This window comes from Kitasatospora sp. NPDC056184, assembly GCF_042268405.1.
In the GTDB taxonomy this organism is placed as follows: Bacteria; Actinomycetota; Actinomycetes; order Streptomycetales; family Streptomycetaceae; genus Kitasatospora.
Genome location: NZ_JBHJUI010000001.1, coordinates 141,459 through 153,912, shown reverse-complemented (window position 1 = coordinate 153,912; position 12,454 = coordinate 141,459). Strand labels below are relative to the sequence as shown.

Sequence of the window (12,454 nt, the reverse complement as noted above, 5' to 3'; positions counted from 1 at the left end):
CCGAAACTCCCCTATCAGGAACAGGAACCGATCACCAACCGACCGGCATGGAAACCGGTCCCCGCACGATCACGCCGAACTGCCACCGGACGCCGTCCCGGCCATCGGCCAGGTGCAGGTCCGGGAAACGCGTCAACAAACCGGTCATCGACTCCTGGAGCTCCATCCGCGCCAGCGCGGCCCCGATGCAGTGGTGCGGGCCGTGCCCGAACGCCATGTGCGGGTTCGCCTGGCGGGTGATGTCCAGCCGCTCCGGGTCCTCGAACACCAACGGGTCCCGGTTGGCCGCGGCCAGGGCCGGCATCACCGGATCGCCGGCCCGCACCACGACGTCGCCGAAGCGCACGTCCTCCGTGGCGTACCGGGCGAACATCGCCGCGGTGTTGATCGGCACGTAGCGCAGCAGTTCCTCGACCGCGTTGGGCATCAGCTCCGGGCGGGAGCGCAGCAGCTTGAGCTGGTCGGGGAAGTCGGCGAGCAGGGTGAACAGGAAGCTGGGCAGCCCGGAGGAGACGGTCTCGACGCCGCCGGTCAGCAGGCCGGGTCCGGCGATCGCGATCAGCTCGTCCTCGGTCAGCTTGTCGCCGTCGTCGCGGGCGTAGACCAGGGCGCCGAGCAGGTCGTCGGTCGGCTCCGCCCGGCGCTGGGCGATCAGGGCGGACATGTACTCGCCGAGCTCGCCGCCGATCTCCTCCAGCACGTTCCCGTTCATGGTGGCGTCGTTGGTCAGGCCCTCCGTCCACTTGCGGAAGATGTGGTGGTCGGAGAACGGCACCCCGAGCAGGTCGCAGATCACCGACACCGGCAGCGGCCGCGCCATGTCCTCGACCAGGTCCGCCGGTTGGCCCTTCTCGACCATCGCGTCGATCAGCCGGGCCACGCGGGACCTGATGTCGGCGCGCATCTGCTCGATCCGGCGCGCGGTGAACGCCTTGTTGACGAGCTTGCGCAGCCGGGTGTGGTCCGGCGGGTCCATGCCCATGATGCCGTCGCCGGTCAGCTCGCGGCGCAGCCGCGGCTGGTCCAGGCCCTGCGCCATCTCGCGGCTGAACCGGGGGTCGGCCATCACCATCTTGACGTCGGCGTAGGTGGTGGCCAGCCAGGCCGGTTCGCCGTAGGGCAGGCGCACCCGGCTCATCGGCTCCTCGGAGCGGAGCTTGGCGTACATCGGGGAGACGTCGACTTCCGTCATGTCGAACGGGTAGTCACGGGTCTGCCGATCGGTCGTCATGCCGGTTTCCCTTCCAGAATCTCGTGCTCTGCCGTACCGACCGGCCGGTCGGCCTCGCGGTCGAGCGCGACCGCGTCGAACCTGTCCTGCACGTAGCACAGGGCCTGTTTCAGATCTCCCGACGTGATCCGGCGGCCGGGGCGCACCGTAGCGATCCGCTGCAGCGGGAGCCCGCCGAGCTCCGACCAGCAGAGCCGGCCGGCGTCGTCGAGGTAGCTGCGGCTGCGCCCGGCGTTGTCCGGGTGCAGGCAGTAGGGGATGTCGAGCAGGCCCCGCTTGAAGGCGCCGACCAGGGCGCCGCCGAGGTCGCCGGCGCCGTTGAGCACCGCCGCCACCAGGGCCGAGGCCTCCTGGTACACCTGGTTGTCGGTCAGCGGCGGCGGCGCCGGGAGCCGGTCCGGCCGGGCCCTGCGCCGGTGGTCCCGGGCGACGGCGGACGCGTGGGTGAGGGCGTCCACGTTGTCCTGCACCGTGGGGATCCGGCTGGACTCGACCACGGTCTTGACGATCAGCCGCTCGCAGCCGGTGACCACGGCCAGCCGGGCCGCCTCGGCCAGCAGGGCGTTCGCGCCCCGGGGCGTGCGCGGGTAGACGCCCATGTAGGCGTAGACCACCACGTGCCAGTCGGCGCCCGGCAGCAGCTGCCCGGCCAGGGCGCGCAGCGCCCGGATCGCCTCGGCGTCCTGCTGGGCGTTGGTCTGCTGGGCGTAGCTGAGCGAGAGGGAGCGGATCCCCTTGGCGTGGAAGAACATCGCCTCCAGCACGCTGATGGCGACCAGCTGGCTCGGCGGGCACAACTGGCCCAGCATGCAGCCGCCGAAGGTCTCCAGGTGCGGGCGCGCCCCGGTGCCGGCCGCGAACTCCGCCGCCAGCTCGCAGGACGCCTCCCAGTTACGCACCGACTCGTCCAGCGGGGTGCGCCCGTAGGGCAGGCAGTAGGAGACCGGGCCGCCCTCGGTGGCGTGCAGCCCGGCGTCCAGCAGCGCCTTGAAGATGTGCAGCGGGCGGGCCGAGCCGTGCCGCACCTGCACCGGGAAGCCGCGCCCGGCCAGGCCCTCGACGACGCCCCGGGTGACCTCGGCCGGGTAGCTGACGATCGGGTAGCCGTTGAGCGCGACGCCGTCGCGCAGCGCCCGCCGCACCGAGTCCAGGTCGCCGGTCCGGGTGTAGCTGTCCAGGGTGATCGTGCCGACGGTGTCCGCGTCGGCCCGCTCGGTCGCCTCCAGGCCGGCGCGCATCAGCGCCGGGTCGGCCATGCCCATCCGGGGCTGGACCACCAGGGCGCCGTCGGCGTGGACCCGCCGCACGTGGTCACCGAAGTTCATGGACCTGCCGCTCGGAGAGGCGGCCGAGCAGGCCGGTGAACGCCGTGATGCCCTCGGGCCGGTCGTCGAACACGGCGTCGAACCCGGCGCCGAGCAGCTCGTCGATGTGCTCGGCGCTCTCGCCGCCGGTGATGCCGAGCTTGCCGCCGATCAGCACCGGCAGGCCGGCCAGTCCGGCGTCCTCGCGCAGCCGCCGGATCACCCGCAGGCCCTCGTGGTAGCCGTGCCCGTTGACGCTGGAGAGCACCAGCAGCATCGGGCGGCGCTCCCGGCACTCCTCCAGCAGCATCTCGTCGGGCACCGTCGCGCCGAGGTTGACCACCTCGAAGCCGAGCTCCTCGATCAGCAGTTGGAGGAAGACCAGGTTCCAGGTGTGCGCGTCGGAGGCCATGCTGCTGACGACCACCGTCCCGCGCGGGTGCGCCGGCTCGGCGGACCGCGGCGTGGGCAGCGGCCCGTCCCCGACGGCCGGCGCGCCCCGGTGCGACGTCCCGCCGGCGACCGCGCCGGTCATCGGGCCTCCACCTCCGGCACCTCGGCCCGGGTGTACTCCAGCCGGGTCGCCGAGACGACCTCGTCGCCGCGCAGCACCACCTCGACCGGGGCCGGGCGGCTGAGGAAGCCGAGCAGGCTCGCGCTGACCCCGTAGGCGCCGACGTTCGGGACGACGATCACGTCGCCCGGTTCGAGCAGCGGCAGCCGCACGTCCCGCCCCAGTGAGTCGCCCGGGGTGCAGAGCGGCCCGACCAGGCTCGCGACGTCCTGCGGCTCCTCGCCGTCGAGCTGCACCGCGGCGGGCAGCAGCCGGCCGAGGCCGGACAGGCCGCCGAGCGCGTTGATCCCGGCGTCGAGGATCACGAACCGGTTGCCGCGGCTCTCCTTGACGTTGACCACGCCGCTGAGCAGGAAGCCGCCCTCGCCCACCAGGTAGCGGCCGGACTCCACGGCCAGCCGCGGCGTGCCGGTGCGCCACCGGGGCAGGTGCAGGTCCAGGATCCGTTCGAGCTCGACGGCCAGCTTCGGGTACTCGGCGCGTTCGCCCGGCACCGCGTACGGGGAGGAGAACCCGCCGCCGATGTCCAGGAACTCCAGCGGCAGGCCGACCTCCTCGGCCAGTTGGACGGCGGAGCGCACGGTCCGCTCGAACTCGCCGACCAGCCCGGCCTCGTCGACCGCGTTGCTCATCGTGAAGAAGTGCGCGCCGACCACCTCGGTGCCGGGCACCGAGGTCAGCAGCGGCATCAGCTCCGGCAGGGTCTCGCTGTCGATCCCGAACTGCGAGGGCTTGCCCATCATCCGGATCCCGGTGGTGGCGGCCTTCGTCCCGGCGCTGTTGATCCGCAGCAGGCAGCGGGCGACCGCGCCCAGGCGCAGCGCGGCCTCGCCGACGTGCTGGAGGTCGGTGTACGACTCCACGGAGAACATCCGCACGCCGCGGCCGAGCGCGTACTCCAGTTCGGTCGGGGTCTTGCCGGGCCCGGTGTAGAGGCACTCGCCGGCCTCGTAGCCGGCGGCCAGCGCGGAGTCCAGCTCGCCGGCCGAGCTGATCTCGGCCCGGCACGGGCGGTCGGCGCCCTCGCGCAGGGCGCGGGCCACCGCGGGGTGCGGGTTGGCCTTCAGCGCGTAGTACAGCTCGAAGCCCTCGGGCACGGAGCCGGCCAGGGCGCGGTGGCCCTCGGCGATCAGGTCCAGGTGGTAGACGTAGAGCGGGGTGCCGTAGCGGGCGGCCAGCTCCCGGTAGCGGTCGGTCGGGCGGTTCATCGGGCGACCTCCTCGGCCTGTGCGGCCGACGCGGGCTGTGCGGCCGACGCGGGCTGTGCGGCCGGCTCGGCCGGTGCGGCGAGTTCGGCGTCGAGCATCCGGGCCAGCTCGGCGGTGGCGTTCTTGCCGTGCGCGGTCAGCGGGATCCGCTCCAGCACCCGGCAGAGCGACGGGACCTTCTGCGGCTCCAGCCGCTGGAACAGCTCGCGCAGCACGGTGTGCGGCGGCAGGTCGGCCTCGACGAACAGGCACAGGTCCCGGTCGCCCGAGGGCGGCACCACGGCGGCGGCGTGCACCCCGGGGATGTCCACCGCGGCGGCCTCGATCTCCAGCGTGCTCATCCGGATGCCCTTGCGCTTGAACATGTCGTCCCGGCGGCCCTCGAAGTACAGGAAGCCGTCCTCGTCGACGCTGCCGTAGTCGCCGGTGTGCAGCCGCAGTTCGCCGGTGGCCGGGTCGGGCCGGAAGGCGCGGGCCGACAGCTCGGGCGCCCGCCAGTAGCCCGGCATCACGTGCGGACCGGCGGCGACGATCTCGCCGACCTCCCCGGGCCCGAGCTCCGCGCCGTCCTCGTCGAGGATGAGCACCCGGGTGCCGGGCAGCGGGAGGCCGACGGAGTCGGGCCGGTGGTCGTCCAGCTCCGGCGGCATGACGGCGATCCGCTTGCACTCGGTCTGGCCGAACTGGCGCACCACCCGGACCCCGTCGAAGGCCTTGCGGAGCTTCTCGATGGTCGGCTGCGGCAGGGCCGCGCCGGTGTTGGTGAACATCCGCACCCGGTTCGGCTCCTGCGGCGAGGTCTCCCGCTCGGCCAGGGTGGCGATCATCGCGGCCAGCGAGGGGACGATCGGCACCACGGTGGCCCCGGTGCGGCGGATCAGGCCCAGCAGCCGCAGGTCCGACTCCGCGCCGGCCAGCACGATCTCGGAACGGCCGTGGCAGGACAGCAGCACCTTGTAGAGGCCGTAGTCCCAGGAGACCGGGAAGCGGCAGAACACCACGTCGTCCTCGCGGTACCCGAGCACCTCGCCGATGGACATGGTGGCGAAGGCGATCTGCGCGTGCGGCTCGACGACGCCCTTCGGCGCGGCGGTGCTGCCCGAGGTGTAGACCAGGACCGCGATGTCCTGCGGCTCCACCGGGGTCGGCTCGGCCGACGAGCCGTCGGCCGCCGCCTCTTCGATCCCGGCCCAGGTGTCAGCGGTGTCCGGGCCGGAGAGGACCAGCACCGGCTGCGCGTTCGCGATGACGCTCTCCAGGTGGTACGGCTTCATGCCGGGGTTGAGCGGCACGAAGACCGCGCCGCGCCGGGAGACGCCGAACATCAGGGCGACCAGCTCGCGCGTGGTCTCCCACTGCACCACGACCCGGTCGCCGCGTTGCACGCCCCGGGTCTGCAGCCAGTACTCGGCCGCCCGGCTGTAGCGGGCCAGCTCCCGGTAGGTCCACCGGCCGCCCGCGTCCTGGACGGCGTAGGCGTCGGGGCTCCGGGCTTCGGCCTCGTCCAGGAAGGAATGGACAAGCATGGTGCGCGTCAGATGACCGAAGGTGTCCACAGGCTTGCTCCAAGCCACGAGAAGGTGACGCGACGAAGCAATGTCGCGAAGGATTCGCAGGGGTCGCGCTGGTCCGCACCGAGAAACTAACGGTCGGCCAGGCGGGAATCACACCCCTTAAGGTCCCCTAGCCGGGCTGCGGAACCCGCCCCGACGTGCGGTGGAACGACCTTCCGGGGATGGCGAGTTGACGGCCCGCCCGGACCGTCAGGCGACCGCGCCCCGGCGCCGCGGCTGCATCGCCAGCCGCGGGGTGGCGGCCAGCACCTCGAAGTTGGCGGTCGTGCCGGCGACCCGGCCGAACAGGCTGTCCGGGCCGGCCACGCACACCGTGCCGACGCCCCGGCGCACCAGGGTGTCGACGACGTCCGTCCAGCGCATCGGCCGGACGAAGCTGTCCAGCAGCATCGTCCGGACCTGCTCGCCGGTGTGCAGGACCGCGCCGTCCTGGTCGGCCACCACCGGCAGCACCGGGTCGGCGAACGACAGCGTGCCGATCACCTCGTCCTCCGCCTGGCGCCGCAGCGCCCCGAACACGGAGGCGTGCATGGGGGGCCGCATCGTGTAGAGCGAGAAGCCGCCCAGCGACCGGAGCCGCTCCAGCAGCCAGTCGAGGTTGCGCTCCCGCAGCGACACCATGAAGAAGTCCCGGTCGATGTGGCAGGAGATCTCGTGCCACTCCCCGCGGGCGGTGAGCTCGTCGAGGACCTCGTCCAGCTTCTCCCGCGGGGTGCGGGTGAACGAGTGCGTCACGACGTCCTGGAACTCGGTCGCGAAGAACGCGTCCTGCAGCCGGGCCAGCCGGGCCGTCATCCAGACCGCGTCCTCGACCTCCAGGGCGCCGCAGTAGGCGGCCAGGGCCTTCTCGCCGAAGCTCGGCCCGGCGCAGACGTCCGCCGACACGCCCAGCTCCTGCTCCGCCCACTGCGCCAGGGCCAGGCAGTTCACCAGGAAGCCGACCTGGGCGGCGGTGCTGTAGTCGGAGTCGTCCTGCCGCATCCGCTCCAGCAGCGGGTAGCCGAGCCGCTTGCCGGCCGTGGCGGCCAGCCTGCGGGCGAACGGGTTGACGGCCATGAACCGGCCGACGTCCGCGAACTTGCTCGGGGCCATGCCGGGGAAGACCATCGCCTGCCCCGTCCGCGCCCCGGCCTCGATGGCACCGGTGTTCATCGATTCCCCCTGTTCATCCGAATGGTGCGAGCCGTGCGGGTCGAGCGGTTGCTGCGCGTCGAGCGGGGTCGGGCGGGTCATGCGAGGTCCTGGAGGAATTCGAGCAGGACCGCGAGGAAGCGCTCGGGCTCCTCCAGGTTCGGCACGTGGCTCGACTCCTCGAAGACCTCCCAGCGCACGTCCGGGATCAGGTCGGCGTACGGCTGCGCGGTCGCCGGGGTGGCCTCGTCGTACCGGCCGGTGACCACGAGGGCGGGGACGTCGATGTCGGGCAGGCAGTCCACCACCGACCAGTCCTTGAGCGTGCCGACGACGTGGAACTCGCTCGGCCCGTTCATCACCGAGTAGACCGTCGGGTCCTCCGACATCTCCAGGTAGGAGGCCCGGTAGTCGCGCGGCCACGGGACGACCCGGCACACGTGGCGGTCGTAGAAGACCCGCACCGCCTTGTAGTACTCGTGGGAGGAGGTGGTGCCGGCCTCCTCGTGGCGGCGGAGCGTCTCGTCCACCCCCGGCGGCAGGGCCGCCCGCAGGACGGCCATCTCCTGGCGCCACAGCGGGTAGGAGGCGGGCGAGTCGGCGACCACCAGGCCGCGCAGCCCCGCCGGCCGGCCCGCGGCGTGCCGGGCCCCCAGCAGCCCGCCCCAGGAGTGGCCGAACAGCACGTAGTCGTCCGTCACGCCCAGGGAGTGCAGCAGGTTGTCCAGCTCCGCCGCGAACAGCTCGGGGGTCCAGAAGTCCGCACCCTTGTCCGGCAGCCGGGTCGACCCGCCGTTGCCGAGCTGGTCGTAGTGCAGCACCGGCCAGCCGGACCGGGCCAGTTCGGCCAGGTTCGACAGGTAGTGGTGCGTACTGCCGGGACCGCCGTGCACCACCACCACGACCGGACGACCGGCACCGGGCGTCCCGGTCATCCGGTACCAGGTCCGGTACTCCCCGAAGGGGACCACACCCTGGGCGACGTCCATCCCGATCACCTCACTGCTGTCAGCGGCCGGTCCCGCCCCACATGTCTAGCTCCGCCCACCACCTCGGAACCAGCCCCTTAGGGGGCGGGGCACCCCTCCGCCTGACGCTCGGTCACCGGTCGAAAACCCCTACGGGGGCCGGATCCGGGCATGCGGAGGCCCCTCCGGCAGGGGGCCGGAGGGGCCTGGCGGGGTCGTCGGGTGAGGAGGGACGGGTCTCAGGAGGGATGGGTCTCGCTCAGGTAGGCCAGGACCGCCAGCACCCGGCGGTTGTCGTCGTCGTGCGGGATCAGGTCGAGCTTGCTGAAGATGTTGTTGATGTGCTTGCAGACCGCCTTCTCCGTGATGGTGAGGCGACCGCCGATGCCCGCGTTGGTCCGCCCCTCGGCCATCAGCCCCAGCACCTCGTGCTCACGCGGGGTCAGGTTCTGCAGGGTCTTGTTCTGGGAGTGGCGCGACAGCAACTGGTTGACCACGACCGGGTCCAGGACCGTACCGCCCGCGGCGACCGTCCGGACGGCGTCGACGAACCTCGTCACGTCCGACACCCGGTCCTTGAGGAGGTAGCCGAGACCCCCGCCGCTGGCCGCGAGGAGCTCCTTGGCGTAGAGCTGCTCGACGTGCTGCGACAGCACCAGGACCGGCAGGTCGGGCGTGTGCCGGCGGGCTTCGAGCGAGACCCGCAGGCCCTCGTCGGTCTGGGTCGGGGGCAGCCGCACGTCCACCACCGCGACGTCCGGCTTGTGCACGGCCAGCGCCTGGGCCAGCGACGGACCGTTGTCCACCGCCTCCACCACCTCCAGGCCGTAGGCGGTCAAGAGCCTGATCAACCCGTCCCGCAGCAGGGTCAGGTCTTCGGCGATGACAACGCGCATGGCAGCTCCATGGTGATGATGGTGGGTCCCCCGACGGGACTGGTCACGACGAGCACTCCGTCGAAGGCTGCCAGGCGGCGCTCCACCCCCGCCAGTCCGCCGCCCGCCGTCGGGGAGGCACCGCCCATGCCGTCGTCGCCGACGATCGCCACCAGTCTGCCGTCCTCGTGGCTCAACTGCGCCCAGGCACGGCTCGCGCCGCTGTGCTTGGCGGCGTTGGTGAGCGCCTCGGCCACCGCGAAGTACACGGCCGACTCCACCGGCGCCTCGGGCCGGCCCGGCAGTTCGATCCGCACGTCCACGGGGAACGGCATGGACATCGCCAGGGCCCGCACCGCCCCGTCCAGACCGCGCTCGGCCAGCACCGGAGGATGGATGCCGCGGACCAGGTCCCGCAGGTCGGAGAGGGCCTGGCCGCTGTGCTCCCGGGCCTCGACCATCAGCGCCGAGGCGGCCTCCGGATCGTGCTTCATCAGCTGCTCGGCCAGGCCGATGTTCATGCCGAGGGCCACCAGCCGGGCCTGCGCGCCGTCGTGCAGGTCGCGCTCGATCCGCCGCAGCTCGGCCGCCGAGGCGTCCACGACCTTGGTGCGCGAGTCGGTCAGCGAGTCGACCCGGGCGGTCAGCTGCCCGCGGCCGGGCGACAGCAGCGCGGCGGAGAACAGCGCGTGGGCCTTGACGATCAGCGGCGCCCCGGCGAGCACGGCGGTGAGGCAGACCGCGCCTAGCGGGATGTTCAGCGTCCAGTAGAGGTGGTGGGCGGTGGTCAGCGCCACCAGGAACGGCGCCACCAGGAGGCCGCCGAGGCCGTTGACGAGCAGCGCGGCGGGCAGCACCCCGAGGAGCGCGCCCACCGGCACGTTGAGCAGCAGCCACAGCAGGTCGCGCCAGGTCGCCGGGTCCCTGACCAGCTCCCGGCACAGCTCGACCCGGCCGCCGGGGCCCGGTTCGACGCGCGGCAGCGGCCGGTAGGGCGAGGCGATCGGCACCCCGGACCACTCGCGGGCCCAGCGGCGCTGGGTGTCGGCGAACGCACGGGTCGCCCGGAGCAGGACCGGCGCGGTCAGGACCCCGAGGCCCAGGGGGAGGAAGATGATCGACAGGAGCGAACCGACCAGCAGCGGCACACCGGCGAGCTGGGACGCCGCGGCCTGCACCAGGCCCCGGCCGCAGGCCGTCAGCACCCGGGCGACCCGGCCGGCCACCCGCGACACCCCGCTCATGACTGCCCCGCCGGGGCCGGGGCGGCGGTCGGCCCGCCACCCGTGCGTGCTCGCGTCACTGTCGTCTCCTCGTACTCGTGCCTGTCCTCCTGATCAAGTCTCAATCCTCGGTGACGTTCTGTCAGGGGGGTAAACACCCCGTTCAAGGTCGGCACCGGCCCCCGCGCGGTCCCGTCGACCGGCACCCCTACCCCCTCGCCGGGCCCGTGGGGTGCCCCTAAGGGGCTGGTCGGTTCAGGGGTGCAGTCGCTAAACATGGGGGACGGAGGAGAGGAGCCCGAGGATGGCGGGGCAGGCGGCGCCGGTGAACGACGAGGCGGCCACGCCCGGAGGACGTGGCCGCGGGGCGGATCCGCGATGGCCGGACGGCCCGGACCGGGCCGCCGGTGTCGTGGCACCGGAGTGCCGCTACGCCTCCGTCCGGATCCGGGAAAGCGTCTTCCACAGCGTCTCGGGCGTCTCGAACGTCGCCAGCGACAGGGCTTCGTCGTAGAACCTCACGTCGTAGGCGTCCTCCAGTACGGAAAGCAGGTCGACTGTCGCCAGGGAGTCGAGACCGAAATCCCGCAACGGGGCGTCGGCTGCGAGTTCCTCATCGGCGGGCAGATACGGCAGAAAACGGCGCACGGATTCTTCGAATCGCTCATCCCACATGCCGGCGACCTTACCGACGGCGTCAGTTCGGGTCGACGAGTTCGAACCCCTATTTCATTCCCGGCCATCGGAGGCGGACATGGAATTCCCGACAGAGAACACGCTCCCGGCCAGGTTCCTGCGCGGTCTGGCCGCCTCCCCCGACGGGGCGGCAGTGCGCCACGGCGACGACACCCGGACCTACCGGCAGCTGCACGACCGGGCCCTGCTGTGGGCCGGCACCCTGGTCGCCGAACGGGCCCGGACCGTCGGCGTCCTGGCCCGCAAGGGACCCGAGGCCTACACCGCGATCCTCGCCGCGCTCTACGCCGGCGCCACCGTGGTGCCCCTGCGCCCGGACTTCCCGGCCACCCGGCTGGCCCAGATGGCGGAGGCCGCCGGGGTGGACGTGGTGGTCGCCGACCGGGAGGCGGTGCCCACCCTGGCCGAGGTCCACCACGGCCGGGCGGTGCTCCTGGTCGGCCCGGACGGCACCGCGCAGGCCGACGACCTGCCGTACGGCACGCTGAAGGTGGACCCGGCCGCGGCGCTCGCCGAGCCCCGGGCGGTGGCCGCGGACGACCTCGCCTACGTCCTGTTCACCTCCGGCTCGACCGGCCGGCCCAAGGGCGTGCGGCTCACCCACGGCGCGTTCGCCCACTACTTCTCGCTGCTGGACGCGCGCTACGACTTCGGCCCCGCCGACGTGTTCTCGCAGGTCTTCGACCTGAACTTCGACTGCTCGGTGTTCGACCTGTTCTGCGCCTGGGGCGCGGGCGCCGAGTTCCTCACGCTGCCGCCGCACGCGTTCCGGGCCCTGCCGGAGTTCCTCGCCGACCACGGCGTGACGGTCTGGTTCTCCACCCCGAGCGCCATCGACCTGGTGCGCCGCACCGGCGGCCTGGCCCCGGGCGCGATGCCGGGCCTGCGCTGGAGCTTCTTCGCCGGCGAGGCGCTGACCTGCCGGGACGTCGAGGACTGGCGGCGGGCCGCGCCGGCCGCGACCGTGGAGAACCTGTACGGCCCGACCGAGCTCACCGTGACCGTCGCGGCCTACCGCTGGTCCGACGACACGACGGCGGCCATCGCGGTCAACGGCGTGGTGCCGATCGGCGCCGTGCACGCCGGCCACGAGGTCCTGCTGCTCGACGCGGACGGGCAGCCGGCCACCGACGAGGGCGAGCTCTGCATCGCCGGCCCCCAGCTCACCCCCGGCTACCTGGACCCGGCCGACGGCACCGGCCGCTTCCTGGAGCGCGACGGCCGGCGCTACTACCGCACCGGGGACCGGGCCCGCCGGATCGGCCCCTGCGGGGCGGACCTCGCGTACCTGGGCCGGCTGGACTCGCAGATCCAGGTGCAGGGCTGGCGGATCGAGCCCGCCGAGGCCGAGCACGCGCTGCGCGCCTGCGGGGTCCGGGACGCGGTGGTGGTCGGCGCCCCGACGCCCGCCGGCACCGTGCTGGTGGCCTTCTGCACCGGGGACCCGGTCCCCGGCGTCGAGCTGGTGCGGGGGCTGCGGCAGCTGCTGCCGGCCGGCGCGATCCCGCGCCGGTTCCTGTTCGTCGAGGAGTTCCCGCTGTCGCCCAACCGGAAGGTGGACCGGGGCGCGCTCACCGCGACGGCCGCCGCGCTCAAGGATCTCTGAGCCGGAGGCCGGCGGGTCGCGCACGGGAGAAGTCCCCGGGAGGTGTTCGACCTCCCGGGGACTT

The 12,454-nt window shown here is 73.0% G+C and carries 11 protein-coding genes; 1 reads left to right on the top strand and 10 read right to left on the bottom strand.

The annotated features are described in order from the left end of the window. Nucleotides 1-31 precede the first annotated feature (31 nt). The 10 genes from ACFC0B_RS00520 to ACFC0B_RS00475 all read right to left on the bottom strand — a co-directional run bounded on the left by ACFC0B_RS00520 (nucleotide 32) and on the right by ACFC0B_RS00475 (nucleotide 10,763). Nucleotides 32-1,231 (bottom strand): cytochrome P450, encoded by a 1,200-nt coding sequence (locus ACFC0B_RS00520; protein ID WP_376080111.1) that lies wholly within the window; start codon nucleotides 1,229-1,231, stop codon nucleotides 32-34. After that, nucleotides 1,228-2,556: a methylaspartate mutase gene (locus ACFC0B_RS00515; protein ID WP_376080108.1), complete on the bottom strand. Its 1,329-nt coding sequence runs from the start codon at nucleotides 2,554-2,556 to the stop codon at nucleotides 1,228-1,230. The genes ACFC0B_RS00520 and ACFC0B_RS00515 overlap by 4 nt, the downstream gene beginning before the upstream one ends. Further along, nucleotides 2,543-3,070, bottom strand: a complete 528-nt coding sequence (locus ACFC0B_RS00510) for a cobalamin B12-binding domain-containing protein (RefSeq protein WP_376080106.1) — start codon at nucleotides 3,068-3,070, stop codon at nucleotides 2,543-2,545. The genes ACFC0B_RS00515 and ACFC0B_RS00510 overlap by 14 nt, the downstream gene beginning before the upstream one ends. Beyond that, entirely contained in the window at nucleotides 3,067-4,317 is a 1,251-nt protein-coding gene (locus ACFC0B_RS00505) for a type III PLP-dependent enzyme (protein ID WP_376080105.1), read from the bottom strand. Before ACFC0B_RS00505 ends, ACFC0B_RS00510 begins: the two co-directional genes overlap by 4 nt. Further along, on the bottom strand, nucleotides 4,314-5,843 hold the full coding sequence (locus tag ACFC0B_RS00500) for an AMP-binding protein (protein WP_376080103.1): 1,530 nt from the start codon (nucleotides 5,841-5,843) through the stop codon (nucleotides 4,314-4,316). The genes ACFC0B_RS00505 and ACFC0B_RS00500 overlap by 4 nt, the downstream gene beginning before the upstream one ends. 237 nt (nucleotides 5,844-6,080) lie before the next feature. Next, nucleotides 6,081-6,998, bottom strand: coding sequence for an ACP S-malonyltransferase (locus ACFC0B_RS00495; protein WP_376082304.1), 918 nt, complete (start codon nucleotides 6,996-6,998; stop codon nucleotides 6,081-6,083). A 122-nt stretch (nucleotides 6,999-7,120) separates the two neighbouring features. Further along, the gene (locus tag ACFC0B_RS00490; RefSeq protein ID WP_376080101.1) at nucleotides 7,121-8,011 is read right to left on the bottom strand and encodes a proline iminopeptidase-family hydrolase; all 891 of its coding nucleotides are present in this window, start codon (nucleotides 8,009-8,011) and stop codon (nucleotides 7,121-7,123) included. A gap of 218 nt (nucleotides 8,012-8,229) precedes the next feature. Beyond that, the gene (locus ACFC0B_RS00485) at nucleotides 8,230-8,886 is read right to left on the bottom strand and encodes a response regulator (RefSeq protein ID WP_376080099.1); all 657 of its coding nucleotides are present in this window, start codon (nucleotides 8,884-8,886) and stop codon (nucleotides 8,230-8,232) included. Then, on the bottom strand, nucleotides 8,859-10,109 hold the full coding sequence (locus tag ACFC0B_RS00480) for a sensor histidine kinase (RefSeq protein WP_376080096.1): 1,251 nt from the start codon (nucleotides 10,107-10,109) through the stop codon (nucleotides 8,859-8,861). The genes ACFC0B_RS00485 and ACFC0B_RS00480 overlap by 28 nt, the downstream gene beginning before the upstream one ends. 408 nt (nucleotides 10,110-10,517) lie before the next feature. Continuing rightward, on the bottom strand, nucleotides 10,518-10,763 hold the full coding sequence (locus tag ACFC0B_RS00475; RefSeq protein WP_376080093.1) for a phosphopantetheine-binding protein: 246 nt from the start codon (nucleotides 10,761-10,763) through the stop codon (nucleotides 10,518-10,520). Between the two features lie 79 nt (nucleotides 10,764-10,842). Between ACFC0B_RS00475 and ACFC0B_RS00470 the strand changes: the two genes are divergently transcribed. Then, nucleotides 10,843-12,390, top strand: coding sequence for an AMP-binding protein (locus ACFC0B_RS00470; RefSeq protein ID WP_376080091.1), 1,548 nt, complete (start codon nucleotides 10,843-10,845; stop codon nucleotides 12,388-12,390). Nucleotides 12,391-12,454 lie beyond the last annotated feature (64 nt).